Source organism: Streptococcus sp. Marseille-Q8145 (assembly GCF_965112035.1).
Genome location: NZ_CBCOPQ010000002.1, coordinates 1 through 26,336, shown reverse-complemented (window position 1 = coordinate 26,336; position 26,336 = coordinate 1). Strand labels below are relative to the sequence as shown.

Here is a 26,336-nt window from a genome sequence, read left to right as displayed (position 1 = left end):
AGTTTATGAAGTTACGACGACCAACTTTGGAAGATAAAGACGCGATTTTAGAGATGATTGCTGAGTTTGATGCTGCAAAATCCTACATGCACGGCGGCATGGGCTCTACTTGGAAACGAGCAAAGGATTATGAGGATTGGCTGAAAATTGTAGAACGGAAGGAAGATGTGGCAAACTTGCCAGCAGGTTGGGTTCCTGCCATCCAATTTTTATCCTTTGATGAGACCGGCTTGCCTCTGGGCTTTTTAGCCCTGCGCTTGTCCTTAAATGACAAATTATTTGTGGAGGGTGGGCATATTGGCTATTCTATCCGGCCTAGTCAACGCAGAAAGGGATTGGCCAAGATGCAGCTGGAGCTCGGGCTAGCAGAGGCTCGCAAGCAAGGACTGGAACGAGTGCTGATTACCTGCGATGAAGACAACGAAGCCAGCCGCCGTACCATTCTCTCTGCTGGCGGTGTTTACGAAAATACAATCGACAGAAGTCAGCGTTATTGGATTGATTTGGAGGATGAAGATGAACAATCCCAAACCTCAAGAATGGAAAAGTGAGGAGCTGAGTAAGGGGCGAATCATTGACTATAAGGCCTTTAACTTTGTGGATGGCGAAGGTGTCCGTAACTCCCTCTATGTCAGTGGCTGTATGTTCCACTGTGAGGGCTGCTATAATGCAGCAACTTGGTCTTTCAACGCCGGCATTCCTTATACCCAAGAGTTGGAGGAGCAGATTATGAAAGACTTGGCGGAACCCTATGTGCAGGGGCTGACCCTCCTAGGCGGCGAGCCATTTCTCAATACAGGCATTCTCCTGCCCTTGGTCAAGCGGATTCGGAGAGAGCTTCCAGACAAGGATATTTGGTCCTGGACGGGCTACACCTGGGAGGAGATGATGCTGGAAACGGAGGATAAGCTGGAACTGCTGAGTCTGATTGACATTTTGGTGGACGGCCGTTTTGATATTACCAAGAAAAATCTCATGCTACAATTTCGTGGTTCTTCCAATCAGCGCATTATTGATGTGCAGAAGTCTCTTCGATCAGGACAGGTAGTCATCTGGGACAAGCTCAATGATGGCCTCCAAACCTATGAGCAAGTTGATCGAGACGGCTTACTATAATCGTCAAGATCAGAGCAAAATTTTCAGTATGAAAATAGGACGTTTGGTTCAATTTTGTCCATAATTTTTTAAATGTCCTTACTATATGCCAGTAGCTCTCTGAATTTCGTGAGCGGAGATCTATCTTACAGAATAAGGTGATACCAATGCATTGGTATCGCTTTATTTTTCTGTGTTTTAGCTTGAATTCGATTTCAAAATTGAAGTCGTTGACAAAAGAATAGGATTTTTTTACAATTATGTAATATTCTTAAGAAATTCTTAAAAAAATCATATTTTTATGCTATAATAGACTAGAGTAATTTCGCACAGAAAGTAGTAAGGGAAATGTATCAGAGAGCAAAAAAGTCTAAAAAGAAAAACAATCAATTAAAAATAGTTAATAGCACCCTCTTGGGTGTTTATACTTTGTTAGCGGCCTTCTTGATTTTCACAATTTTCCGCTATCATTTTCTAGCTTTTCGCTATGTGAATATCTTAGTGACAGCCCTCATCCTAGCAGTGGCGGTTCTATCAGGATTCCTGATTTTCAAGGGTAAGGCAGGCAAGACCACTAGTGCTATCCTAATAGTAGCCCTGCTTGTGGGGTCTGTGTCTATGTATGCTGTAAAGGGCTTGGTTGACTTGTCGGCTGGCGTCAACTCCACTTCCAACTACTCTGAGTATGAAATGAGTATCGTGGTGTCGGCAGATAGTGATGTTAAGGACCTCAAGCAGTTGACAAATGTCTTAGCCCCATCAGGCAATGACCAAGACAATATCCAAGCGCTGATGAAAAATATCAGTCAGACACAGGGGCATGAGATAACAGTGGACACAGCATCTTCTTATCTCGCCGCCTATAAGTCGCTGACTTCTGGTGAAGCCAAGGCTATGGTCTTGAATAGTGTTTTTGAAGATACCATTCGTGGAGAAGACCCCGACTATGCTTCTAAGATTAAAAAAATCTACACTTACAAGAAGAGCAAGAAGATCGATACAGCCATTGGCAAGCAAGATCCAAATGCTGAAGTCTTTAATATCTACGTCAGTGGAATTGACACTTATGGACCAATTTCTTCTGTGTCACGTTCAGATGTCAACATTATCATGACAGTCAATCGTAAGACCAAGAAAGTCTTGCTGACAACGACACCGCGCGATGCCTATGTTCCGATTGCAGATGGTGGCCTTAATCAGCCGGATAAGCTGACACATGCGGGTATTTATGGCGTGGACGCTTCAGTTCACACCTTGGAAAATCTCTACGGTATTGATTTGAATTATTATGTGCGTCTGAATTTCACTTCCTTCCTCAAGTTGATTGACTTGCTGGGTGGGATTGATATTGAGAACGACCAAGAGTTTACTAGTCTGCACGGTAATTACCATTTCCCTGTAGGTAAGGTCCATCTTAACTCTGACCAAGCTCTAGGCTTCGTCCGTGAGCGTTATTCTCTAAATGGTGGAGATAATGACCGTGGTAAGAACCAAGAAAAGGTTATTGCAGCGGTCATTAAGAAACTGACTTCGACAGATGCACTGAAGAATTACAATGCCATTCTTTCAGGACTGCAGGATTCTGTTCAGACCGATATGAGTTTGGAAACAATGATGAATCTGATCAATACTCAGTTGGAGTCAGGCGGAAATTATAACGTGACTTCTCAGGCCTTGACCGGAACTGGAAATACAGGTCTGCCTTCTCATGCGATGCCAGAAGCCAATCTCTACATGATGGAAATTGATCAAAATAGCTTGGCAGCAGCCAAAGCAGCGATCCAAGAAGTAATGGAAGGGAAGTAAAGCATGATTGATATTCACTCGCATATCATTTTTGATGTGGATGACGGTCCTAAGACACTAGAGGATAGCCGACGTCTGCTCGAAGAAAGCTATCGTCAGGGCGTTCGTACCATTATTTCTACTTCTCATCGCCGAAAGGGCATGTTTGAAACGCCCGAAGAAAAGATTGCAGCAAACTTCAAGCAAGTGCAGGACTTGGCCAAGCAAGTTGCTGACGACTTGACCGTGCTATATGGAGCGGAGATTTACTATACTAGTGATGTTTTGAAAAAACTAGAGGAAGGGACATTTCCCAGTCTAGGTGGCACCAAGTATGTCTTGATCGAGTTTAGTATGAATACACCCTACAAAGATATTCATTCCGCCTTGGGTAATGTCATTCGCCTCGGTATGACTCCGGTAGTGGCCCATATCGAGCGCTATCACTGTCTGGAAAATGATGAAGACAGGGTCAGCGAATTGATCAATATGGGCTGCTATATGCAGGTCAATAGTTCAAATGTTTTGAAACCTAAGCTCTTTGGTGATCGTTACAAATTTATGAAAAAGCGTGTTCAGTTCTTTCTAGAACGGGACTTGGTTCATTTCGTTGCCAGCGATATGCACAATCTCGATGACAGACCGCCTTATATGCAAAAGGCCTATCAGATTGTCGCGAAAAAATATGGAGCTGAGCGTGCGGAAGAACTCTTTAAGACAAACCAAGAAATTTTATTAAGTAACGAGTTTATTTAATCAATCAAACTCTGGAGAAAGTAAATACATGAATCAAGAAAATCAAATGATCGAAATCGATGTATTGTCTTTGCTGAAGACAATTTGGAAACGGAAATTTTTAATTATCTTAACTGCCTTATTGACAGGTATTTTAGCCCTAGGTTATAGCGTTTTTATTGCTAAGCCTGCTTATAAGAGCACGACACGTATCTACGTTGTCAATCGTCAGCAGGGCGAAAATCCTACCTTGACTAACCAAGACTTACAGGCTGGTTCGTATCTGGTAAAGGACTACAAGGAAATTATCCTGTCTCAAGATGTTTTGGCATCCGTCATTTCAGAATTGAAACTATCAGGTTCACCATCTGACTTGGCATCTAAGGTAACTGTGACTGTACCAACAGATACTCGGATTGTGTCTATTACGGTTACGCATGCGGATCCAGCAGAAGCAAGCCGTATTGCCAATACTTTGCGCGAAGTCGCTGCTGAGAAAATTATCGCTGTTACCAAGGTCTCTGATGTTACAACGCTGGAAGAAGCGGAAACACCGAAAACACCGTCTTCTCCGAACATCCGTCGCAATACCATCATTGGAGTGCTTGCGGGTGGTGTCTTGATGGTCATTGTAGTAGTGATTGTTGAGATCCTTGATGACCGTGTCAAGAAGCCAGAAGATATTGAAGAAGTCTTAGGAATGACCTTGCTTGGTGTCGTTCCAGATATGAGTAAGGTAGGTTAGGAGATACAATGCCAATATTAGAGTTAGCAAAAAAGAAGAAACTTTCTATTTCGAGGGTAGAGGAGTATTACAATGCTCTTCGGACTAATATCCAACTTAGTGGCGAGAACATCAAGGTGATTGCCGTGAGTTCTACCTTCCCGGGAGAGGGAAAGACGACAACATCAACGAATCTGGCCCTGACCTTTGCTAAGGCAGGTTACAAGACTCTTTTGATTGATGCGGATATTCGAAATTCTAAGATGCTTGGTGGTGTTTTTAGGAGTAGTGAGAAAATCACAGGTCTAACAGAGTACTTGTCTGGGACTACAGACTTATCACAGGGGTTGTGTGAAACGGATGAGGAAAATCTCTTTGTTATCACTTCAGGGCAAGCCTCACCAAATCCAACGGCACTTGTGCAGAGCGAAAAGTTTGAGGTAATGATGGATGTTCTCCGTCGCCATTATGATTATATTATTGTGGATACTCCTCCTATCGGTATGGTCATAGATGCGACTCTTATTTCCAAGTTTTGTGATGCAAGCATGTTAGTAGTTGCTAGTAATGTAGTGAAACGGAAAATGGTTCAAAAGTCTAAGACCCAGCTGGAGCAGTCCTCTACTCCTTTCCTTGGTGTAATCTTAAATAAATATAATGTCGAAGCAGATAAATACGGTTTCTATGGTTCCTACGGAAACTATGGAGATCGTTTGAGAGAAGAAGAAAAGAAAAGCGAGAAGTAATGTATGTTTAGAAAGCAAAGGGAAATTCAAGAGTTAGGAGTAGCTGTATTGGAACTGCTGGTGTCTATGCTGGCAGCGGTTTTAGTGAGCTTTATTTCTAATTCTGACTTGACAAGGACAAGTGTCTTTATCCTCTCTTTGCTTCACATCCTTGCTTTTTACATCAGTAATTATTTTCATCACTTTTTCCGTAGAGGTTATTTTGTAGAGTTCATCCAAACTTTAAAGTACAGTGCCTTCTATGCCCTTTTTGTCACTTTCGCTTCCTTTATCATGGAGGAACACTTTTCTATCTCGCGCCGAGGGCTCATCTATTTTATCTTACTAAATGGTCTATTAGTTTACGCGGCTAATACTTTGTTCAAAAAATACTACTCTTCTGTCCACGCTAAATCAAAGAACAGTACGAAAGTTTTTGTCATTACTACAAGCTCTAGGATAGAAAAGCTTTTTGCTCAAATAGAAAAAGCACAAGACTTTGCTGGTCAGATAGTGGCGGTTACAGTAGTAGATGATCCTTCTTTTACAAGCTCTGCTTTTGATGTGGTGCTGGAAAAAGATATGATTGAGTACGCAACCCGGTCAGTAGTGGATGAGGTGTTTATCAACCTACCTAGCGATCTTTATCGCTTGGAAGATTTGATTTCTCAGTTTGAGCATATGGGAATCGATGTCAATGTTAATATCAATGCCCTAGATTTCCCAACCAATGGTGAAAAGCGCATTCGCAATGTGGCTGGTTTTAATATCGTGACGTTTTCGACCCGCTTCTATAGTTATTACCATGTCCTTTTGAAACGACTTCTAGATATCGTCGGTGCCCTATTTGGCTTGCTGTTCTGTGGGATAGCTGCTATTTTTCTAGTGCCTCAGATCAAAAAAGATGGCGGTCCAGCTATTTTTTCTCAGGATCGAGTTGGGAAGAATGGTCGTATCTTTAAATTTTATAAATTCCGTTCTATGGCGGTGGATGCTGAAGAGCGCAAAAAAGAGCTGATGGCACAAAACACGATGTCAGATGGTATGTTTAAGGTCGATAATGATCCTCGTATCACGCCGATTGGACATTTTATCCGCAAGACAAGTCTGGATGAGCTGCCTCAGTTTTGGAATGTCCTCAAAGGCGATATGAGCTTAGTCGGTACACGCCCACCAACTGTGGATGAGTATGAAAAATACACGCCTGAACAGAAAAAACGTTTGAGTTTCAAACCAGGTATCACAGGTCTCTGGCAAGTCAGCGGCCGCAGCGAAATCACGAATTTTGATGATGTTGTAAAATTAGATGTGTCTTATATTGATGATTGGACCATCTGGTCAGATATTAAAATTTTACTAAAGACTGTTAAAGTTGTATTAATGAAAGATGGAGCGAAGTAAGTGAGACTTCGCTTCCTTGATAGGAGAAAGATGAAGAAGTCCGTTTATATCATAGGCTCAAAAGGAATCCCTGCCAAGTATGGAGGCTTTGAAACCTTTGTTGAAAAATTAACAGAATACCAGCAAGATAGGAATATACAGTACTATGTAGCCTGCATGCGCGAAAATTCGGCTAAGTCTGGCATCACAGATGACCAGTTTGAGCATAATGGGGCAATTTGTTTTAATATTGATGTACCTAATATTGGTCCAGCCAGAGCCATTGCTTATGATATCGCTGCTGTAAATAGAGCGATTGAAATCGCTAAAGCAAATAAGGATGAAGCTCCTATTTTCTATATTTTAGCTTGTCGTATTGGTCCTTTTATCGCTGGACTCAAGAAAAAAATCAAAGCTATCGGAGGCAGTTTATTTGTCAATCCTGATGGGCATGAGTGGCTCCGAGCGAAATGGAGTTTACCTGTCCGTAAGTATTGGAAATACTCAGAGCAACTCATGGTCAAACATGCTGACTCATTAGTTTGCGATAGTAAAAATATCGAAAAATATATCCAAGAAGACTATAAACAGTATCAGCCCAAGACGACTTATATCGCCTATGGGACAGATACAAGCAAGTCTATTTTAAAACCTGATGACGAAAAAGTTCGTAATTGGTATCAAGAAAAAGGTGTTGCTGAAAACGAATATTATCTAGTTGTGGGACGATTCGTTCCCGAAAACAACTATGAAACCATGATTCGTGAATTTATGAAGTCTAATTCTAAAAAAGACTTTGTTCTCATTACAAATGTGGAACAAAATAAATTTTATGATCAGTTACTCAAGGATACAGGTTTCGACAAAGATCCAAGGGTCAAATTTGTTGGGACTGTCTATGACCAAGAATTGCTCAAGTACATACGAGAGAATGCTTTTGCTTACTTCCATGGCCATGAAGTTGGTGGGACAAACCCATCGCTTTTAGAAGCCCTTGCATCAACAAAACTAAATTTGTTACTAGATGTTGGCTTTAACCGTGAAGTTGGTGAGGATGGAGCCATTTACTGGAAAAAAGATGAGCTAGCGCATGTAATCGAAGAAGTGGAACGATTTGACGAAGGTGCTATTTCGGAATTAGACGAAAAGTCTAGTCAACGAATTGAGGATGCATTTACGTGGGAAAAGATTGTGTCGGATTATGAGGAAGTGTTTAAAGGATAAAGAATGAAACGGATTTTATATTTACATGCTGGGGCAGAAATGTATGGAGCAGATAAGGTTCTATTAGAGCTAATTAAGGGGCTGGATAAAGAGGAATTTGAAGCTCATGTCATTTTACCCAATGACGGTGTTCTTGTAGAAGCCTTGCGTCAGGTCGGAGCTAAGGTCAGCGTCTTGGATTATCCGATTTTACGAAGGAAGTATTTTAATCCCAAAGGCATTGTCGACTATATTCGTTCTTATCGTTTCTGTGCCAAGCAAATTGTTCTGTATGCGCAAGAACACAGTATTGATGTGGTTCACAATAATACAGCGGCTGTTTTGGAGGGAATCTATCTGAAACGCAAGCTCAAGTTGCCTTTGATTTGGCATGTTCATGAGATTATCGTAAAACCCAAAGCTATTTCTGACTTTATCAATATGCTCATGGGACGATACGCAGACAAGATTGTGACGGTGTCCCAAGCGGTTGCCAATCACATCAAGCAGTCTCGCTTTATCAAAGATAGCCAAGTAGAAGTGATTTATAACGGCGTGGATAATGCTGTCTATTACCCGATGGATGCATCTTCCATTCGTGAAAAATTTGATATTGAGCAAGATGCACTTGTGATTGGCATGATTGGTCGGGTCAATGCTATCAAAGGACAAAATGATTTCATAGAAGCAGTCGAGCCACTTTTGGAAAAGAATGGGCAAGCAGTAGCTTTCCTAGCTGGTGGTGTTTTTTCTGGTGAAGAATGGCGCTTAGAAGAACTAGATAACAGAATAGCTTCTTCATCTGTTGTGTCGCAAATTCATCGTATTGATTACTACGATAAGACTTCTGAACTTTATAATATGTTTGATATTTTTGTCCTACCAAGTATAAAACCCGATTCTTTACCTACAGTAGTCCTAGAAGCTATGGCTTGTTCAAAACCAGTTGTTGGTTATAACAATGGGGGAATAGCTGAAATGGTAGTAGATGACAAAAGTGGTTACTTAGTGAAACCAAATTGTCCTCAAGAACTGTCTAATGCCATTTCTCTCTTACTAGATAGTTCTGAAAAAAGAGAACAATTTGGGCGAGAAGGGTATCAGATACAAAAAGAGCTGTTTTCTTTAGATAGTTACATTAAGAACTTCTCGGAATTTTATGATAATTTACAATAAGAGGTATAATGGAAAATTTAATCATTTTAGACAGTGAACTGCAAAAAAAGAATGAAGAGTATTATCAATCTCTTCATGGCGGGAGCCGAGTAGTTTATACCAACTATGAAAGTCCACTTATAAGAAGAGTACGTAATTTCAAATACATCGGTAGTGCTTTGTATCATCTATTAATGTGGAAAATGTCCTATGATTATGCTCGGAAATTTATAAAATATGATGTCAAGAAGATTATTTGTGTAAATCCTCTTGTAGGAATTTTTTTAGGAATTTTAAATAAAAGTGGCAAAGAAATTACATTAGCAGGGTTTTTGTTTGAGAATAAGAAAAATAAAATCTATTATTATTTACGAAAGCAGCTTGTAAAAAAATCTTTCCAGAATATCGGAAATATCATAGTCTATGGTTCAAAAGAAATTCATTATTATTCGGAACTCTTTCCAGAATTTCAGGAGAAATTTAAATTTATTCATTACGGCTTAGATTATGATAATCAACTAACTTATCAAGGCTCTTTACCAACTAAGTATATCTTTTCGGGTGGAGGTAGTAATCGTGACTATGAAACATTAGTTAAAGCGGTTGAAGCTTCCAGAATTTCGATTCCTTGTGTAATTGCAACTCAGCCATGGAGAGTTCCTACGCATGCTTCAAACATTCATGTGTTATCTGATGTAGTAGTAGAAACCTTTGGAGATGTATTAGCTAAATCTAATTTGCTTGTCTTATCATTAAAAGATATTGATTTATCAGCTGGTCATATGGTTATGCTCCAAGCAATGTCTTTAGGAGTTCCTATCATTGTTAATGATATTCCATCGGTTAGAGATTATGTTGATGAGTCGCTAGTGACCTTTTACCCATCAGGAGATTTTGAGAAACTAGCAAGGTTAATAGAAGATTTCAATCCCATGGCTGATAATGTCTTACAAAGAGTAGCAAGTGCAAAAGCTCGATATTTCGAACAGTATACCTCTATAAAATTAATGGAAAGATTATTAAATTTTTAAATAGGAGAAGCTTAATGGGAGAGAAGATTGATTTTGTTGTCACATGGGTTGATGGGAATGATACGGTTTGGAGAGAAAAGAAAAATCGGTTTGATAAATCTGTAGATACGTCCCAAAAAAGTATGAATTCTGTCAAGGCCTACCGTGAGTGGGGAACTTTTAAATACTGGTTTAGAGGGGTAGAAAAATTTGCACCTTGGGTAAATAAAGTTTATCTTGATACGGATAATCAAAAACCGAGCTGGTTAAATATTTATAGTGATAAGTTAGTATTAAGATACTGTCAATAATTTTGTGTAAACACTCAAGTAGAGTTCAGGAGTGCTAATCAAATAAGGTTTCAAGGGTGTCAGAACATTGGGCAAATCCTCTGTGGATTCGTTGACTTTGCTTGAAATTATAATCTTCAAACAAAGTAACTAAATAACGTTCCAGAGCCTCCTCGTTAGGAAAAAGAACCTTCTTTTTCGTTTGACGTTTGATTTCTTTGTTAAGAGACTCAATGAGGTTCGTCGAATAAATACTACGCCAAATTTGATGAGGGAACTGATAAAAAGTTAAAAGATTGTCCGTATTCTCCAGACTTTCCATTATTTTCCTATACTTTGGTTTCCATTCAGCGACAAAGTCCACTAAAGCTTGTACTGCAATTTCTAAATTTTGAGCACGATAAATTGTTTTAAATTGCTCCAGAATAACTGCCCGATCAGATAGCTTCACCTTACTAGCCAAATTTCGACTAATATGAATTAAGCAACGTTATTGCTTAGCTAATGGGTAAGCCTGACTGATCATCTGCTCAAGCCCCTTGAAGCCATCGGTCACTACAAGAGAAACCTGTTGGATTCCTTGGTTTTGAAGCTTGTCTAACAGGGGGGACCAAGAAGCATTGTTTTCATTTGGGGCGATTTCATATCCAAGAACAGCCTTCTGTCCTTCTGGTGTAATGCCAAGTGCGATATGAATACATTCTTTACTAACGGTTCCACGTCTTAATGGAAGATAGGTTCCATCAAGAAATAAAACAGAGTAATTAGCTTCTAAGCTTCGCTCATGAAAAGCAGCGACATTCTCCTGAGTTGCTTTTGAGATATTAGAAATTGTAGCAGGACTATAGTGATGACCATACATTCGATCGATAATATCACTAATTTCTTGAGTCGTTACGCCGGTTTGATAGAGTTTGATAACCAACTCTTCTAAGTGGTCATCACGACGTCCATAAGAGGGAAGCAAAGCTGGATTGAAGTCTCCATTTCGGTCTCTAGGTATGCTTAAATGAACCGTACCATATTTGGTTTCAAATTTTCGTGAATAGGTTCCATTACGACTATTGCCGGTATGATAGCCAACTTTATCGTAAGGCTCATACCCTAAAAAGGCTGATAACTCTGCTTGAAGCAGGTCGTTCATAGCTGTTTCAAGAGAAGAACGGAAAAATTCATCAATATCTTGCTTTTGGGCTAGGAAGTTAAGCAATTCTGTGGTAAACTGAGTCATAGGAATAAATCTCTTTCTAGTAATATTTCGCAACTCTACTATAAAGGATTTATTCCTTTTTGTGTTTACACAACTTATTTTACACTACCAGTATTAATTGATCATTTGGGATAATTTGTATTTCAAGTTTAATGATAATGATGATTGTACTTATGAATTGATGAAAGATTTCGAAGAGTTCCCTTACAAGAGTAAGTTTATCCTTTCTTTGAAAAATTATAGCGATTTCCCTTCCTTAGTTCATTTTAAATCAGCTGAAAAGCAAGGACACGTTGGCATTGATTTGAAAACGTACCACCGCTATTTTAATGTTGTAACTTGGTTGAATAAGGGTGGGGAAGTTCTAACATAAAATAAAAATTTAGGTGAGGAATCCATGAAACCACTTTTAACTGTTGTCATTCCAGTTTATAATGTTGAAAAGTATTTAAAACGTTGTGTAGAAAGCGTACTTGTCCAAGGGTGGCATAATTATGATATTATACTTGTAGATGACGGAAGTACTGATAAATCTCCTCAAATCTGTGATGACTATGTTAAAGCTTATGACTTTATCTCAGTTATTCATAAAGAAAATAGAGGACTTTCTGAAGCTCGCAATACGGGTATTTCTCAGGCTAAAGGAGAATATGTTTATTTTCCTGATTCAGATGATTGGATTGAGCCGGATACCTTTATAGCCTTGGCAGAAGAGCTAGAATCTCAAAAATTTGATATTATTTCTTTTAATCGTGAGTTTGTCAAAGGTGAAGAAGATGCTATAGTTTCAGATCCATTAGTAACTAAAGTGTTTGAAGGTAAAGATGGTTTTGTCCAAATGCTCAAGCACAGTTATATCACAGAGTTTGCCAACGACAAAATATATAAAAAGTCTTTATTTGTTGATAATAATATTTCTTTTCCAAAAGGAAAATATTACGAAGACTTGGGAACGAATTACAAGCTTTTCTTTCAGCCAAGAATGTCTTTGCTACCAATCAAAAGTATTATCACTATTTAATTGATAATCCTGATTCCATTACACAGTCTTGGAATGAGCAGAAGTTTAGTGATAAGTTTGGATTTTATAAAGATATTTTCTATCCTGATTATGTTCGTTCACAATTAAATCAAGAAGAATTACAAATTTTACAGCTATTTTATGTGAATGGCTTGACTCATATCTTGGCAAGTTTATATAAATCTAAATTAGATAAAATATATATAGACATTACTAATGAAGTGAAACAAGAATTACTTAAGAATAGTGTTTCTCTTTTTCAAATGAAAGACCAACCAAATAAGTTAAAATATATACTGTTTAGACTTAAAGTATTAAAACTAGCCTTCAGTATTCAAAACATTTTCTGATATGATTTGGGAGTTTAATTTGAAATACTCTGTTATTATTCCAGTCTATAACGTTGAGAAATACATTGATCGTTGTTTAAAAAGTGTTATTTCTCAGAATTATGATGACTTGGAGATTATAGTGATAGATAATGGTTCTACAGATCGTAGTGGTAGTATTTGCGATATTTATGCTAATGAGTACGCAAATATCTCTGTCTATCATATTGAAAACCATGGTGTCGGTCCGGCACGTAACTTTGGCTTATCCAAAGCGAAAGGCGAGTTCATTTGTTTTGTGGATGCGGATGACTATCTTGTGGGGAATCTATTTTCAGATGTGGAAAGCCAATTAGATTCCCAATTGGACTTATTAGTATTTAGTTACTATAATTCGATTGAAAAGAACTTATCAGAAATAGCTCGATCAGCAAACATACTTCCCATTGATGGGAAGAAAGACAAAAGTGAATTTATCGCGCTTTTTCAAGAGTTATTTCTAACGAATATGATGTATACTGTTTGGAATAAAATTTACCGTAGAGAATTCCTGAAAAAACACCAAATTGTTTTTGAATCCTATGAATTGGGAGAAGATGTTCGTTTCAATTTGAATGTTTATCAGCATGTCAATGCTGTTCTCTTGGTAAAATTTTGTTATTATGTCTATATTTCAGGAAGAGTAGATTCTGCGATGGGACAGTATAATCCTAATCGGATGAACTATCAATTGGAAGAACTAGGAAAAGTTGATCAGTTGATGACAAGTTGGAATATCCATGATGATCAATTTATAGATCAAATAAAGACGCGCATCCTGATGAGTAATATTCAGAACATATCAAAGCAAAAGATGTCTCTTTCTAAAAAACGACACTGTGTTGAGGTGTTGTGTAGAAATCAAGAGATGATTGCCTTGCTAAAAAAAGCTACTTCTCCGCTTCATCCTCTAGTTAGGCGGTTATTACATTTCAGAATGTATCTGACAGTAATTTTTTTAAAAAAACTGCAAACCTTGATAAAATAGGGGTACTCGCTATTTAGTTGTGAGAGTTTTTTTAGATACTAGTAATAAGACTTTATGATTATGATTGAAAGGATTGGACGACTATTGTGATGAACAATCGTTTTATCTCAGAAAAAATTTATTTATTCACCTTGTTTATATGGGTTGTTGTCGCTTCCTTAGTCACAACCACTTATTTTGTTCGATTAGATGGATTTCTATTCCTGTATAAGATGCTTCTCTATTTTACTATTATCATAATTTTGATAAAAGAGTTTATTACTCTTCCGAAGACCTTGTATTACTTTAGATTTCACTGGAAATCGCTGTTAATAGCACTTGCATTCCTCTTTTCGATGTTGATAGTTTCAAAAAATCGTGATGGTTTACTTGACATAAACGTTTTATTATTAGTTTTTTCAGCTAGAGATATTGATTTTAGGAAATTGTTAGGAACGTTTTCTTTAGCGACATTCCTGGTACTTTGTTTGACAATTTATGCCAGTCAAAAAGGTATGATTGGCAATATGTTTATGAATGCAGATGGTGGCTACCGTTTTAGTCTAGGGTTTAACTATGTATCCTTTGCGTCACAGAGACTGTTTTTTGCCCTGTGTACTTATCTGATGTTTCGGGGCAAAAGAATTTCTTACCTTGAATTGTTGGGCCTACTCTTGGCTACGATTTATATGTACCAACAAACTTCGACATCTAGTCCATTTTACTTAAGCATTTTGATACTAACCTATGCTTTGTTGAGTATTAAAATCTTTAAAAAAGAGTTTATCATTGGAAACTTCTGGACAAAGACACTTGTGCAGTACTGTTTTATTTTAGCTTTAGTGATTATCTTGTATTTTTGTTTTTATTCATCTGGGAATTTATTTCACTTAGTCGATCAATTTACGCATAGTCGCTTGCGTCTCAGTGTCAATGGTTTTCAAAATTTTGGGGTATCTTGGTTAGGGCAACCAATTTCCTTTACAACTCTTGATATGTTTGGAAATTTCACTAGTAATTACAATTATATTGATAGCTCTTTTGTTCAATTATTGGTTATTGATGGCTTGATTGTCAGTGCATTTATGTTGTTTGCATTGACAAAAGTGATGCGTTATTTTGTGTCCATTCAAAAAGATATCGTACTGGCTTGCTTAGGAATTATGATTATCCATGGTATGTTTGATCCTCAGATGTTAGTTCTTCGTTATTCTCCATTAATCTTATTTATCAGTCGCCTATTTATTGTGAATGAGGATGCGAAAATTGAATAAAGAAGAGTATTCGTCAAATTCAAAGGAAGGCTAAAACAAGTTATTGTACTTATGAAAGTTTTAAAAAATTACGCCTATAATCTTTCCTACCAGCTGCTGGTGATTATTCTACCGATTATCACCACCCCGTATGTCACTCGGGTATTTAGCTCTGAAGATTTAGGAACTTACGGCTATTTCAACTCCATTGTCACTTATTTTATCCTTTTAGCGACTTTAGGAGTGGCCAATTATGGTACTAAGGAAATTTCAGGGCACCGGAAAGACATCCAAAAGAATTTCTGGGGGATTTATACCCTCCAGTTGGGTGCTACGGTTTTATCCCTTAGCCTCTATGTTCTTTTATGTGTGACCCTGTCTTCTATGCAAAATCCAGTTGCCTATATCTTAGGACTTAGCTTAGTATCAAAAGGGCTCGATATCTCCTGGCTTTTTCAGGGCTTAGAGGACTTCCGCAGGATTACGGTTCGAAATACTACGGTTAAGCTAGTCGGAGTCATCTCCATCTTCTTGTTCGTTAAATCTGCCAATGATCTTTATCTCTATGTATTCTTACTGACCATCTTTGAGCTGTTAGGTCAGCTGAGCATGTGGTTACCTGCCCGCGAATTTATTGGGAAAGCCTATTTCGATATGGCCTATGCACGGGTGCATTTAAAACCGGTCATTCTACTCTTTTTACCGCAGATTGCCATTTCCCTCTATGTTACTCTTGACCGGACCATGCTGGGAGCTCTCGCCTCTACAAAGGATGTCGGGATTTACGACCAGGCTTTAAAACTCGTCAATATTTTGTTGACCTTGGTGACGTCTCTGGGAAGTGTCATGTTGCCTCGTGTATCTAGTCTTTTGTCCTCTGGAGACTACAAGGCTGTCAACAAGATGCACCAAATGTCCTTTTTGATTTATAATTTGGTCATTTTCCCCATCATTGCTGGCATGCTGATTGTCAACGATGACTTTGTTCAATTCTTTCTAGGGAAGGATTTCCAGGATGCGCGTTATGCCATTGCCATCATGATCTTCCGCATGTTCTTCATCGGTTGGACCAATATTATGGGGATTCAAATTCTCATCCCGCATGATAAAAACAAAGAATTTATGCTATCCACCACCATTCCTGCTATAGTAAGTGTAGGGTTGAATTTGCTCTTCTTGCCTCATTTTGGTTTTATCGGTGCGGCTATTGTATCAGTTCTGACAGAGTCACTGGTATGGTTCATTCAATTGTACTATACCCTTCCTTACCTCAAAGAAGTATCGATTCTTGGTTCTATGGCAAAAATTGTATGCGCATCTGCTATGATGTATGGGTTGTTGCTAAGTGCAAAACCATTCTTGCATTTTTCACCTACTTTAAATGTTCTTGTGTATGCAGTACTTGGTGGTCTCATTTACCTGCTTGCTATTCTAGTTTTGAAAGTGGTAGATGTGAAAGAATTAAAACAAATAATAGGGAAAAATTAGCAATGAAGAAAATACGGAATATAAACTTAGACTTGATTAAAATAATTGCTTGTATCGGAGTTGTTTTGCTTCACACTACGATGCCAGGGTTTAAGGAAACAGGGCAATGGAATTACTCATCTTATTTATATTATTTAGGTACTTATTCAATTCCCTTGTTTTTTATGGTGAATGGTTATTTATTATTGGGTAAAAGCAAGATAACATATCCCTATATACTACATAAAATAAAATGGATTCTAATAACAGTGTCGTCATGGACTGTTATCATCTGGTTACTTAAAAGAGACTTCACAAATAATCCAATTAAAAAAATTTTGGCTTCTTTGATACAAAAGGGTTATTTCTTCCAATTTTGGTTTTTCGGCTCATTGATACTAATTTATTTATGTTTGCCGATATTGAAGAAGTATTTATATTCGAAAAGAAGTTATTTGTACTTTCTATCTGTATTAACAATTATTGGTTTGATTTTTGAATTGATAAATTTTTGCTTCAAATGCCAGTGCAAATTTATGTTATACAGACGTTTAGATTATGGACTTGGTTTTTACTACATTTTAGGTGGTTTTGTAGCACAATTCAATATAGATAATTTAAAATCAATCTTTAAGGGATGGATGAAAGTAGTCAGCACACTTTTGTTATTGATTTCACCGAAAATATTATTTTTCATAGCAAAAAATACTTATCATAATCTTTTTGCTGAATATTTTTATGACAATCTTTTGGTAAAAGTAATTAGTTTAGGACTATTTCTTATCTTATTGACACTAACCATTGATGCTTATAAATTTAGAATGATCTACTTGTTATCAGTCCAAACGATGGGGGTATTCATTATACATACCTATGTTATGAAGATATGGCAAAAGTTGATAGGGTTTAACATAGTGGGTGCATACTTATTTTTCCCTGTTTTCACATTAATGATTAGTTTTCTAATAAGTATGACATTAATGAAAATCCCTTATATCAATCGAATAGTTAAAATATAAAAAGGAGTTTATAATGTACGATTATCTTATCGTTGGTGCTGGTTTATCTGGAGCAATCTTCGCACACGAAGCCACAAAACGTGGCAAAAAAGTGAAAGTGATTGACAAGCGTGATCACATTGGCGGAAATATTTACTGTGAAAATGTTGAAGGAATCAATGTCCACAAGTACGGTGCCCACATTTTCCATACGTCCAACAAAAAAGTTTGGGACTATGTTAACCAATTCGCTGAATTCAATAATTATATCAACTCACCAGTGGCTAATTACAAGGGTAGCCTCTACAATCTTCCCTTCAACATGAATACCTTCTACGCCATGTGGGGAACCAAGACTCCGCAAGAAGTTAAAGACAAGATTGCTGAGCAAACGGCTGATATGAAAGATGTTGAACCAAAAAACTTGGAAGAACAAGCCATCAAGTTGATTGGTCCAGATATCTATGAAAAATTGATCAAAGGATACACGGAAAAACAATGGGGACGTTCTGCAACAGACCTTCCACCATTTATCATTAAACGTCTTCCAGTTCGCTTGACCTTCGATAATAACTACTTTAACGACCGTTACCAAGGAATTCCAATCGGTGGCTACAATGTCATTATTGAAAACATGCTCGGCGATGTTGAAGTTGAGCTAGGAGTTGATTTCTTTGCCAATCGAGAAGAACTGGAAGCGTCAGCTGAAAAAGTAGTCTTTACAGGAATGATTGACCAGTACTTTGACTACAAGCACGGGGAGTTGGAGTACCGTAGCTTGCGTTTTGAACACGAAATCTTGGATGAGGAAAATTATCAAGGTAATGCTGTAGTCAACTACACAGAACGTGAGATTCCTTATACTCGTATCATTGAGCATAAGCACTTCGAGTATGGAACCCAACCAAAGACGGTCATCACTCGCGAATATCCAGCTGATTGGAAACGTGGAGATGAGCCCTACTACCCAATCAATGATGACAAAAACAATGCTATGTTTGCCAAGTACCAAGAAGAAGCTGAGAAAAATGACAAGGTCATCTTCTGTGGTCGTCTAGCAGACTATAAATACTACGACATGCACGTAGTCATTGAGCGTGCCTTGGAAGTCGTTGAGAAAGAATTTACTAAATGACACAAGAAAAGATTGATATCGTTGTTCTCTGGGTTGATGGTAGTGATCCAGAGTTTATCCGTGAGAAACAAGCTGTGACTGGTAAAGCTGCAGATTTGGACCAAGAAATCGACGGAGAGCAGCGTTATCGTGATTACGGGATTTTTAATTACTGGTTTCGAATGATTGAAAATCATGCCCCTTGGGTAAATCATGTTTACTTAGTCACCAATGGACAAAAACCTGAATGGTTGAACTTGGAGCATCCAAAACTCAAGTTGGTCACTCATAAGGAATTTATCCCTAAAGAGTATCTACCTACCTATAATTCAGCGGCTATTGAGCTTAACCTCCATCGGATTGAAGGCTTGTCGGAAAACTGTCTCTATTTCAATGATGATATGTATTTGATCAGAGATAGTCAGCCTTCGGATTTTTATAAGAATGGACAACCTAAGCTTTTAGCTGTATATGATGCTTTAGTTCCTTGGTCACCATTTACGAATACTTATCACAATAATGTTGAATTGATTTATCACCATTTTCCTAATAAAAAAGCCTTAAAATCTTCACCTTGGAAATTCTTTAATTTCCGTTATGGATCTTTGATTTTGAAAAACTTGCTACTCTTACCTTGGGGGCCGACGGGCTATGTGAATCAGCATTTACCTGTTCCGATGAAAAAGAGTACCTTGGCATATTTATGGGAAATTGAGGGAGAAACATTAGATAAAACGTCACGAAATAAAATTAGAGACTATGGAGTAGATGTTAATCAATACATCTGTCAGCATTGGCAAATTGAAAGTAATCAATTTTTCCCTATGTCAAAGAATTTTGGAGAGTCGATAGACCTGAATCAAGTGGATCGATTAGAGAGTATCTTTAAAGATAAACATAAAAAACTGCTTTGTGTAAATGATGATGTTGACTTTAAAGAGGAGAATATCATTCGTTTTAAGGAAATCTTGAAAGAACGCTATCCTGAAAAATCAGCTTTTGAAAAATGAGAAATAAGAGATGAAATACTATTTAAAAGAAGAATTTTTACACGATAATAATATTAAAAATGCCGGTAATAAGGCACGTAATGATGTTGAAGAAATTGTAAAGAGAGAAGGTTATCAAGCCTTGGTTCTTTCTGTTGATAATTGGTACGAGATGAGTACACTTAAAGCACAGCTTCATAAATCCAAGGCTATTGGTCAGGCCTTGGGTCAACTAAAGCAAGGTGATGAGTTATTGATCCAGTTCCCAATGCTTCATCATAGTTTTTTCACTACACATCATGTAAAGAAAGCACAGAAAAAAGGCGTAAAAGTTCATTTTATTATCCACGATTTAGAAGCTCTTCGTTATGTTAATGTTGAGAATTTTCCTTTGAAGCATAAGATTCGAATTCAAATTCAAGAATCAGGTCTTCTTGGCGCAGCTGATGGGATCATCGCCCACAATCCAATAATGAAATCTGTTTTGGTGGATAAAGGGATTGAGGCAGATAAGATTGTTAGCCTTGGCATTTTCGACTATTTGATTCCAAATTTCCAAGAGAAGACGGGTCTTACTAAGAATCAGCCAATCATTGTAGCTGGCAATTTGGCTCAGGAAAAAGCTGGTTATCTTTACTCTCTTCCTGAAGAACCTGCTTATAACCTTTATGGTGTTGGCTTCGACGAGAGCAGAGCTCTTGCGAATGAGACTTACTTTGGGTCCTTCTTACCTGACGAGCTACCAGCAGCTCTTGAGGGTGGTTTTGGTCTTGTCTGGGATGGTGATAGCGCTGAGACATGTAGTGGTGTATTTGGTGAGTACCTTCGCTATAACAACTCGCACAAGGCTTCACTTTATTTAGCGGCAGGCTTCCCTGTAGTTGTTTGGGAAGAGTCAGCATTGGCTCATTTTGTGATAGATAAACAGTGTGGTCTAGTTGTTTCTTCTCTTTCTGATTTAAAAGAAAATTTAGCTACCTTGTCAGAAGAGCAATACAAAGAAATGTTAGAAAATGCTAAACAGATTGGTAGTAGACTTCGGCAAGGGCAATATTTGAAGGCTGCGTTATCAAAATTGAAGTAAGATTGGTATTATGAAGGGAAGGGATAAACTTATGACACAAATTTTAGTCACAGGTGGTACAGGTTATATCGGTAGCCACACAGTAGTAGAATTATTAAAAAGTGGTTATGATGTTGTAGTTGTAGATGATTTTTCAAATAGTTCGCTTCAGGTCTTAGATAGATTAAAAACTATTACAGGTGTGACGGTTCCTTTTTATCAAGGTTCTATTGCAGACAAAAAGTTTATGAGTCAGGTATTTGAGGAAAATCATATTGATGCAGTGATTCATTTTGCGGCTTATAAGGCAGTTGGTGAGTCTGTACAAGAACCGCTAAAATATTATGACAATAATGTCGGTGGGACTATAGCCCTTCTCAATGTGATGAAGAAATATGATGTAAAGCATATTATCTTTAGTTCTAGTGCTACAGTTTATGGGATGAATAATATTTCACCATTGACAGAGGATTTGCCGACTTCAGCGACAAACCCTTATGGATATACGAAGTTAATGATGGAGCAAATTTTAACAGATGTTGCTGCTGCAAATCCAGATTGGTCTGTGACGAATCTTCGTTATTTTAATCCTATTGGAGCTCATGAGTCAGGTTTAATTGGTGAGTCTCCAAATGGAATCCCTAATAATCTTATGCCCTATATCACTCAGGTTGCAGTTGGTAAATTGCAGGAGCTTAGTATTTTTGGTGATGACTATGATACACACGATGGTACAGGTGTGCGAGACTATATTCATGTGTTAGATTTAGCAAAAGGCCATGTTTTAGCTGTGAAGCACAATTTAGAACATAAGGGAACCGCTGTTTTCAACCTTGGAACTGGGACTGGCTATAGCGTTTTGGATATGGTTAAGGCTTTTGAATGTGAAAATGGAGTCAAGATTCCTTATGTAATTAAGGAACGTCGTCCTGGAGATGTGGCTACTTGTTATGCAGATCCTAATAAGGCATATCTTGTCTTAGGATGGAAAGCTGGAAAAAATCTACAGGATATGGTAAGGGACTCATGGAGATGGCAAAGACTAAATCCAAATGGTTATGAAGTATAAAAGTAGAGTGGGAGGTTAGGCTGTATAATAACTTATTCCTATTTCAAGCTATGAGTTAGATCGATTTTATTTCATTCTATCCTCTAAAATATTAGCTGCTTCTAGATTTCAATATAGTAGGGTATTTAATCTGAAATATTTATCAAAAAGCGTACTCCCCAACCCCCAAATGTCAAAAATGTTCCCTGAAATGTCATTTTCTAGTGACGTACCCTACCTTTTGGCTCTAAAATGAGACAAGATACGATTCTTGTCCCAAAACCTCTTCTTTTTGCGTTAAACTAGTGTTAAAGTAAAAAGATTGGAGCTATAATGGAAATTCAAGAAATTTATAATCAATTCAGAGATTACTATGGGGAGCTTGAGACTGAGTATGCTCATTGTCAAAAGGCCAGCATGGAGTGGGAAAGCCTGCATTTGCGCTATCTGATTTACTACCTGATGCGCTACGGTATCGGGGAGATGAAGTTTTTTAATGCCTATCATTATCGGGTGGCTTACCGCTGGTATTTGCAGTCCTTGATGCCGAGCTCGGCCTGATATTTAGAGAGTGGGACAGAAATCGGTAATTGCTTAGAATTCGATTTCGTCGTCCCACCCCCGCACAGTTGAATAGGGCTGTAAAAGCTGATGAAAGCAGCGTAGTAGAGCCAACTCAACCACTGCGTCTTGCTCAACAATCTAAAGACAATTGAGAGGCTAGGACTTTTGTCCCAGACTCTTTTTTATTCCCTTGGGAGGATAATTTATGATAAAATATAAGTAATATGGAGGTTGGCAAAATGGAGAAAAGATCTGAAATCAAGCGACAAGCAGCACCAAGTAACCGTGCTTTTATCCTTGCCCTGCTGGGAGCGGTATTTGTATCAGCGGTAGCGATTTTATTCTTCCAAAGCATCATGGGGATGCCTAAGGGAAACGGTAGGAATGCTGCTAAAGATGTTCCTAAGTCTTCCTCGGTTGCAGGAAAGAAGGCTGATTCGAAAACGGTACGGATTATGGCTAATGGCGACCTTTTGTATCATGATGGGCTTTATATGAGCGCTCAAAAGGCCGATGGTAGCTATGATTTTTCGGAAAATTTCACCTATGTCAAGGACTGGCTCCAGCAAGGAGATTTGGTCTTGGGAGATTTTGAAGGGACCATACGCTCGGACTATCCTTTGGCAGGCTATCCGCTTTTCAATGCTCCAGAGGCTGTTGTGCCCGCCATCAAAGATGCTGGCTACCAAGTGGTGGATCTAGCCCATAATCACATCCTAGACTCAGGGCTTGAGGGAGTTTTTACGACTGCTAAAGCCTTTGAAGATCACGGAATTAGCCCAGTCGGCGTCTATACTCACAAAAACAGGGATAAAGCGCCTATCCTGATCAAAGAGGTAAAAGGCATCAAGATTGCTATTCTGGCTTATTCCTATGGTTTTAATGGCTTGGAGTCCAGTCTCAGTCAGAAGGAGATTGATCATCACCTATCGACCTTTGATGAGGAGAAGATGAAGGCGGAGATTGAGCAGGCGGAGAAAGAAGCGGACATCACGGTAGTCATGCCACAGACAGGAATCGAGTACCAGCTGGAGCCAAATGAGGAGCAGGTCGAGCTCTATCATAAGATGGTGGACTGGGGAGCGGACATCATTTTTGGTGGGCATCCGCACGTAGTGCAGCCTTCAGAAATTCTTGAAAAAGATGGTCAGAAGAAGCTGATTATCTACTCCATGGGAAATTTTATCTCCAATCAGCGGATTGAAACCATGGCTGGTGTGGATACGGCTGAGTGGACCGAGCGTGGTGTTTTGATGGATGTGACCATTGAAAAGACGGATAAGGGGACCATTATCAAAACAGCTCAGGCGCATCCAAGCTGGGTTAGCCGTGTGGAAAAGGGAACCTATTCGCCAGAGGGTTACCCGCTTTATGCTTACCAAACCCTTATCTTAGAAGATTTCATCGAGGGTGGAAAATATCGCAATCAGCTGGATCAGGCGACCAAAGATCGGATTGATACGGCCTATAAGGAAATGAAAGAGCATGTGCATCTGAATTGGAAATAAGCACAAAAACGACACTCCCTTTTGTTTCTTTGCTTTTCTTTGATGAAAAACGAACTATTATAGAGCCGACGAGCAAAATAGTTTCATTATCAAAGAATTTTATATATAATATAGGATACAAAAGGGGACAGGTATGTACAGCGTAATAGAAATGTATGGCGATTATGAGCCCTGGTGGTTTTTAGATGGTTGGGAGGATGATATCATTGAAAAAAGGTATTTTGATGATTATTATACCGCCCTCAAATACTATAAACACCGCTGGTTAGAGATGTCTGAAGCATCGCCACTTTATAAAAGCCGCAGTGATCTTATGACGATTTTTTGGGATCCGGCCGATCAACGTTGGTGTGAGGAGTGCAATGAAGATATTCAGCAATACCACTCTCTGCTTTTGTTAGAAAATGAAAGCAAGATCCCCAAGAGCAAGTATCGTCCAGGCTACCGCAAGCAAAATGCTACTGAAAAACACCGTATTTGCAAAATTAAAGTGCGGGCTAGGTAGGATAAAAGTCAAAGAATGGAGAAAATTTCTTCATTCTTTTTTTATTTTTTCTCATTTTGTGCGAATAGTAAGGTGAGGAGGACTTATGGTTCAAAAAATTGCAAAGGAAATGATTCAATTGGCTAGGCAGGAAGCAGCTCAAGATGTCTATCTGATTCCCAAGAGCACCTGCTATGAGCTTTATATGCGGGTGGGTGATGAGCGGCGTTTCATTCAGACCTATGATTTTGATTTACTGTCGTCAGTCATCAGCCATTTTAAGTTTGTCTCGGGGATGAATGTCGGGGAGAAGAGGCGCAGTCAGCTAGGCTCCTGCGATTATGATTGTGGAGATGTGACGGTCTCGCTCCGTCTGTCAACCGTCGGCGATTACCGTGGCTATGAGAGCTTGGTCATCCGGCTCTTACATGATGAGGAGCGTGAGCTGCGTTTCTGGTTTGACAATCTGCCTGATCTTCGTAAAAAAGTAAATTCTCGTGGCCTTTATTTGTTTTCAGGGCCAGTTGGCAGTGGAAAGACGACTCTGATGCACCAGCTGGCTCAGATGAAATTTGGCCAACAACAGGTCATGTCTATCGAGGACCCTGTGGAAATCAAGCAGGAAAACATGCTTCAGCTTCAGCTGAATGAAACCATCGGCATGACCTACGACAGCCTTATCAAATTGTCTCTGCGCCACCGACCAGATCTCTTGATTATCGGGGAAATCCGAGACCAAGAAACGGCTCGTGCGGTGGTAAGGGCTAGTTTGACAGGAGCCACGGTCTTTTCAACCATCCATGCTAAGAGCATTCGGGGAGTCTATGAGCGCCTGCTAGAGCTGGGTGTCAGTGAAGACGAGCTGCGTATGGTACTACAGGGCGTTTGTTACCAGCGCTTAATCGGGGGAGGAGGTGTGATCGACTTTGTCAACCAAGACTATCAACAGCATGAAGCCAGTCTCTGGAACCAGCAGATTGACCAGCTTTTTGCAGATGGACATATCACAGATGATCAAAGGCAGGCGGAAAAAATTATCTACGCCTAAGCAAAAGAAGATTATCGAGCTGTTTCGTAATCTCTTCACCAGTGGTTTTCATTTGGCGGAGATTGTTGACTTCCTGCGGCGGAGCGCCCTTTTAGAGGAAGCTTATGTCGCGGAGATGCGTTCGGGTTTGGCTGCGGGTCAGTCATTTTCCCAGATTATGAAGCGTTTAGGTTTTTCAGATAATGTGGTCACCCAGCTATCTTTGTCAGAGTTGCACGGAAATCTAAATCTTAGTTTGGGTAAAATCGAGGATTATCTGGAAAATCTATCCAAGGTCCGTAAGAAATTGATTGAGGTGGGGACTTATCCCCTGATGCTGCTTGGGTTTCTAGTACTGATCATGCTGGGCTTGCGTAATTATCTCTTGCCCCAGTTGGACAGTCAAAATATGGCCACTCAGTTCATTCATTATCTACCGCAGATCTTTCTGGGAGGCGTTCTGGTGATTTGCTTGCAGATTGGCGGTGGTTGGCTCTATTATCGCAAGAGCTCTAAGATGAGGTTTTTCAGCCGTTTGGCCAAGTTTCCTTTTGTTGGAACGCTCGTTCGGGCCTATCTGACGGCCTACTATGCGCGTGAATGGGGCAATATGATTGGGCAAGGATTGGAATTGAGCCAGATCTTTCTTATCATGCAGGACCAGCCTTCTCAGCTCTTTCAGGAGCTGGGACGAGAGTTGGAGACGGCTCTAGGCGCAGGTCAGGGCTATGCCGAGAAGGTCGGCACCTACCCCTTCTTTAAGAAAGAGCTGGCCTTAATCATCGAATACGGGGAGGTCAAGTCCAAGTTGGGTGACGAATTGGAGCTGTATGCCGAAAAGACTTGGGAAGAGTTTTTCCTGAGAATCAATCGTGCCATGAATCTGATTCAGCCTCTCGTCTTTGTTTTTGTCGCCCTTGTTATTGTTTTACTTTATGCAGCCATGTTGCTGCCAATTTATCAGAATATGGAGATTCAATTATGAAAAAATTAAAGACTTTGAAGGTTAAAGCCTTTACTTTGGTGGAAATGATGGTTAGTAAAATTCTCTAAATTCTCCACTTAATGACAATGTCCTCGGCTGTTACCTGGACCTTGTTAATCAAAGTTCTAACAATAAATTTTTGATGATCATAGTCCATAGTTAATATGT

24 protein-coding genes and 4 pseudogenes are annotated in these 26,336 nt (G+C 39.0%); 26 read left to right on the top strand and 2 right to left on the bottom strand.

The genetic code is table 11. From position 1 onward, the window contains the following. Positions 1-5 precede the first annotated feature (5 nt). The 11 genes and pseudogenes from ACWPVL_RS03285 to ACWPVL_RS03235 all read left to right on the top strand — a co-directional run. Positions 6-551 (top strand): GNAT family N-acetyltransferase, encoded by a 546-nt coding sequence (locus ACWPVL_RS03285; protein WP_454386877.1) that lies wholly within the window; start codon positions 6-8, stop codon positions 549-551. Then, positions 517-1,116 carry an anaerobic ribonucleoside-triphosphate reductase activating protein gene (gene nrdG, locus ACWPVL_RS03280; RefSeq protein WP_297664802.1) on the top strand — a complete coding sequence of 200 codons (600 nt, stop codon included), beginning with the start codon at positions 517-519 and terminating at the stop codon, positions 1,114-1,116. The genes ACWPVL_RS03285 and nrdG overlap by 35 nt, the downstream gene beginning before the upstream one ends. A 327-nt stretch (positions 1,117-1,443) precedes the next feature. Further along, positions 1,444-2,901 carry an LCP family glycopolymer transferase CpsA gene (cpsA, locus tag ACWPVL_RS03275; protein WP_454386875.1) on the top strand — a complete coding sequence of 486 codons (1,458 nt, stop codon included), beginning with the start codon at positions 1,444-1,446 and terminating at the stop codon, positions 2,899-2,901. Positions 2,902-2,904: 3 nt separating this feature from the next. Then, positions 2,905-3,636, top strand: a complete 732-nt coding sequence (cps4B, locus tag ACWPVL_RS03270) for a capsular polysaccharide biosynthesis protein Cps4B (RefSeq protein ID WP_454386873.1) — start codon at positions 2,905-2,907, stop codon at positions 3,634-3,636. 28 nt (positions 3,637-3,664) lie between these two features. Further along, the gene (locus ACWPVL_RS03265) at positions 3,665-4,360 is read left to right on the top strand and encodes a CspC family polysaccharide chain length determinant protein (protein ID WP_454386871.1); all 696 of its coding nucleotides are present in this window, start codon (positions 3,665-3,667) and stop codon (positions 4,358-4,360) included. Between the two features lie 8 nt (positions 4,361-4,368). Continuing rightward, positions 4,369-5,085, top strand: a complete 717-nt coding sequence (locus ACWPVL_RS03260; protein ID WP_061910181.1) for a tyrosine-protein kinase — start codon at positions 4,369-4,371, stop codon at positions 5,083-5,085. A 3-nt stretch (positions 5,086-5,088) separates the two neighbouring features. Further along, complete coding sequence (locus ACWPVL_RS03255; protein WP_454386869.1) at positions 5,089-6,465, top strand: sugar transferase; 1,377 nt, start codon at positions 5,089-5,091, stop codon at positions 6,463-6,465. Positions 6,466-6,495: 30 nt separating this feature from the next. Continuing rightward, entirely contained in the window at positions 6,496-7,668 is a 1,173-nt protein-coding gene (gene cps2T, locus ACWPVL_RS03250) for a beta 1-4 rhamnosyltransferase Cps2T (RefSeq protein WP_454386867.1), read from the top strand. Between the two features lie 3 nt (positions 7,669-7,671). After that, positions 7,672-8,823 (top strand): glycosyltransferase family 4 protein, encoded by a 1,152-nt coding sequence (locus ACWPVL_RS03245; protein ID WP_454386865.1) that lies wholly within the window; start codon positions 7,672-7,674, stop codon positions 8,821-8,823. A gap of 8 nt (positions 8,824-8,831) precedes the next feature. Beyond that, complete coding sequence (locus tag ACWPVL_RS03240) at positions 8,832-9,833, top strand: glycosyltransferase (protein WP_454386863.1); 1,002 nt, start codon at positions 8,832-8,834, stop codon at positions 9,831-9,833. 14 nt (positions 9,834-9,847) lie between these two features. After that, positions 9,848-10,108 (top strand): annotated as a pseudogene (locus ACWPVL_RS03235) (Stealth CR1 domain-containing protein); the annotation flags it as partial. A gap of 49 nt (positions 10,109-10,157) precedes the next feature. Here the strand turns inward: ACWPVL_RS03235 and ACWPVL_RS03230 are convergent. Next, positions 10,158-11,333 (bottom strand): annotated as a pseudogene (locus ACWPVL_RS03230) (IS256 family transposase). Positions 11,334-11,430: 97 nt separating this feature from the next. Here ACWPVL_RS03230 and ACWPVL_RS03225 point away from each other — a divergent pair. From ACWPVL_RS03225 to comGB, 15 genes and pseudogenes are all read left to right on the top strand, one after another. Continuing rightward, on the top strand, positions 11,431-11,685 hold the full coding sequence (locus ACWPVL_RS03225; RefSeq protein WP_454386861.1) for a DUF1919 domain-containing protein: 255 nt from the start codon (positions 11,431-11,433) through the stop codon (positions 11,683-11,685). Positions 11,686-11,709: 24 nt separating this feature from the next. After that, positions 11,710-12,683, top strand: a pseudogene (locus ACWPVL_RS03220) (glycosyltransferase). A gap of 1 nt (position 12,684) precedes the next feature. Then, complete coding sequence (locus ACWPVL_RS03215; RefSeq protein WP_454386859.1) at positions 12,685-13,689, top strand: glycosyltransferase family 2 protein; 1,005 nt, start codon at positions 12,685-12,687, stop codon at positions 13,687-13,689. Positions 13,690-13,775: 86 nt separating this feature from the next. After that, complete coding sequence (locus tag ACWPVL_RS03210; protein WP_454386857.1) at positions 13,776-14,942, top strand: polymerase; 1,167 nt, start codon at positions 13,776-13,778, stop codon at positions 14,940-14,942. Positions 14,943-14,993: 51 nt separating this feature from the next. Continuing rightward, on the top strand, positions 14,994-16,409 hold the full coding sequence (locus tag ACWPVL_RS03205; protein ID WP_454386855.1) for a flippase: 1,416 nt from the start codon (positions 14,994-14,996) through the stop codon (positions 16,407-16,409). 2 nt (positions 16,410-16,411) lie between these two features. Next, positions 16,412-17,407 (top strand): acyltransferase, encoded by a 996-nt coding sequence (locus ACWPVL_RS03200; protein ID WP_454386853.1) that lies wholly within the window; start codon positions 16,412-16,414, stop codon positions 17,405-17,407. Positions 17,408-17,420: 13 nt separating this feature from the next. Next, positions 17,421-18,521, top strand: a complete 1,101-nt coding sequence (gene glf / locus ACWPVL_RS03195; protein WP_454386851.1) for a UDP-galactopyranose mutase — start codon at positions 17,421-17,423, stop codon at positions 18,519-18,521. After that, on the top strand, positions 18,518-19,510 hold the full coding sequence (locus ACWPVL_RS03190) for a stealth family protein (RefSeq protein WP_454386849.1): 993 nt from the start codon (positions 18,518-18,520) through the stop codon (positions 19,508-19,510). Before glf ends, ACWPVL_RS03190 begins: the two co-directional genes overlap by 4 nt. A gap of 10 nt (positions 19,511-19,520) precedes the next feature. Further along, complete coding sequence (locus ACWPVL_RS03185) at positions 19,521-20,573, top strand: galactofuranosyltransferase (protein WP_454386847.1); 1,053 nt, start codon at positions 19,521-19,523, stop codon at positions 20,571-20,573. A 31-nt stretch (positions 20,574-20,604) separates the two neighbouring features. Next, a complete protein-coding gene (gene galE, locus ACWPVL_RS03180) occupies positions 20,605-21,621 on the top strand; it encodes a UDP-glucose 4-epimerase GalE (RefSeq protein ID WP_454386845.1) in 1,017 nt (338 codons plus the stop codon). A 312-nt stretch (positions 21,622-21,933) separates the two neighbouring features. Then, positions 21,934-22,161 (top strand): sigma(X)-activator ComW, encoded by a 228-nt coding sequence (gene comW / locus ACWPVL_RS03175; protein ID WP_187420941.1) that lies wholly within the window; start codon positions 21,934-21,936, stop codon positions 22,159-22,161. A gap of 242 nt (positions 22,162-22,403) precedes the next feature. Next, the gene (locus tag ACWPVL_RS03170) at positions 22,404-23,672 is read left to right on the top strand and encodes a CapA family protein (protein WP_454386843.1); all 1,269 of its coding nucleotides are present in this window, start codon (positions 22,404-22,406) and stop codon (positions 23,670-23,672) included. Positions 23,673-23,805: 133 nt separating this feature from the next. Beyond that, complete coding sequence (locus ACWPVL_RS03165) at positions 23,806-24,177, top strand: DUF1033 family protein (RefSeq protein ID WP_061910210.1); 372 nt, start codon at positions 23,806-23,808, stop codon at positions 24,175-24,177. Between the two features lie 85 nt (positions 24,178-24,262). Beyond that, complete coding sequence (gene comGA / locus ACWPVL_RS03160; protein WP_454386840.1) at positions 24,263-25,204, top strand: competence type IV pilus ATPase ComGA; 942 nt, start codon at positions 24,263-24,265, stop codon at positions 25,202-25,204. Continuing rightward, on the top strand, positions 25,152-26,168 hold the full coding sequence (gene comGB / locus ACWPVL_RS03155; protein ID WP_454387661.1) for a competence type IV pilus assembly protein ComGB: 1,017 nt from the start codon (positions 25,152-25,154) through the stop codon (positions 26,166-26,168). The genes comGA and comGB overlap by 53 nt, the downstream gene beginning before the upstream one ends. Positions 26,169-26,232: 64 nt before the next feature. On the opposite strand, the pseudogene ACWPVL_RS03150 reads toward comGB, so the two are convergent. Continuing rightward, positions 26,233-26,336 (bottom strand): annotated as a pseudogene (locus tag ACWPVL_RS03150) (resolvase); the annotation flags it as partial.

Bases quoted from the DNA above. Each gene is read 5' to 3' on its own strand.
- ACWPVL_RS03285 (WP_454386877.1), top strand. From the start codon at position 6: ATGAAGTTACGACGACCAACTTTGGAAGATAAAGACGCGATTTTAGAG.
- nrdG (WP_297664802.1), top strand. From the start codon at position 517: ATGAACAATCCCAAACCTCAAGAATGGAAAAGTGAGGAGCTGAGTAAG.
- cpsA (WP_454386875.1), top strand. From the start codon at position 1,444: ATGTATCAGAGAGCAAAAAAGTCTAAAAAGAAAAACAATCAATTAAAA.
- cps4B (WP_454386873.1), top strand. From the start codon at position 2,905: ATGATTGATATTCACTCGCATATCATTTTTGATGTGGATGACGGTCCT.
- ACWPVL_RS03265 (WP_454386871.1), top strand. From the start codon at position 3,665: ATGAATCAAGAAAATCAAATGATCGAAATCGATGTATTGTCTTTGCTG.
- ACWPVL_RS03260 (WP_061910181.1), top strand. From the start codon at position 4,369: ATGCCAATATTAGAGTTAGCAAAAAAGAAGAAACTTTCTATTTCGAGG.
- ACWPVL_RS03255 (WP_454386869.1), top strand. From the start codon at position 5,089: ATGTTTAGAAAGCAAAGGGAAATTCAAGAGTTAGGAGTAGCTGTATTG.
- cps2T (WP_454386867.1), top strand. From the start codon at position 6,496: ATGAAGAAGTCCGTTTATATCATAGGCTCAAAAGGAATCCCTGCCAAG.
- ACWPVL_RS03245 (WP_454386865.1), top strand. From the start codon at position 7,672: ATGAAACGGATTTTATATTTACATGCTGGGGCAGAAATGTATGGAGCA.
- ACWPVL_RS03240 (WP_454386863.1), top strand. From the start codon at position 8,832: ATGGAAAATTTAATCATTTTAGACAGTGAACTGCAAAAAAAGAATGAA.
- ACWPVL_RS03215 (WP_454386859.1), top strand. From the start codon at position 12,685: ATGATTTGGGAGTTTAATTTGAAATACTCTGTTATTATTCCAGTCTAT.
- ACWPVL_RS03205 (WP_454386855.1), top strand. From the start codon at position 14,994: ATGAAAGTTTTAAAAAATTACGCCTATAATCTTTCCTACCAGCTGCTG.
- ACWPVL_RS03200 (WP_454386853.1), top strand. From the start codon at position 16,412: ATGAAGAAAATACGGAATATAAACTTAGACTTGATTAAAATAATTGCT.
- glf (WP_454386851.1), top strand. From the start codon at position 17,421: ATGTACGATTATCTTATCGTTGGTGCTGGTTTATCTGGAGCAATCTTC.
- ACWPVL_RS03190 (WP_454386849.1), top strand. From the start codon at position 18,518: ATGACACAAGAAAAGATTGATATCGTTGTTCTCTGGGTTGATGGTAGT.
- ACWPVL_RS03185 (WP_454386847.1), top strand. From the start codon at position 19,521: ATGAAATACTATTTAAAAGAAGAATTTTTACACGATAATAATATTAAA.
- galE (WP_454386845.1), top strand. From the start codon at position 20,605: ATGACACAAATTTTAGTCACAGGTGGTACAGGTTATATCGGTAGCCAC.
- comW (WP_187420941.1), top strand. From the start codon at position 21,934: ATGGAAATTCAAGAAATTTATAATCAATTCAGAGATTACTATGGGGAG.
- ACWPVL_RS03170 (WP_454386843.1), top strand. From the start codon at position 22,404: ATGGAGAAAAGATCTGAAATCAAGCGACAAGCAGCACCAAGTAACCGT.
- ACWPVL_RS03165 (WP_061910210.1), top strand. From the start codon at position 23,806: ATGTACAGCGTAATAGAAATGTATGGCGATTATGAGCCCTGGTGGTTT.
- comGA (WP_454386840.1), top strand. From the start codon at position 24,263: ATGGTTCAAAAAATTGCAAAGGAAATGATTCAATTGGCTAGGCAGGAA.
- comGB (WP_454387661.1), top strand. From the start codon at position 25,152: ATGGACATATCACAGATGATCAAAGGCAGGCGGAAAAAATTATCTACG.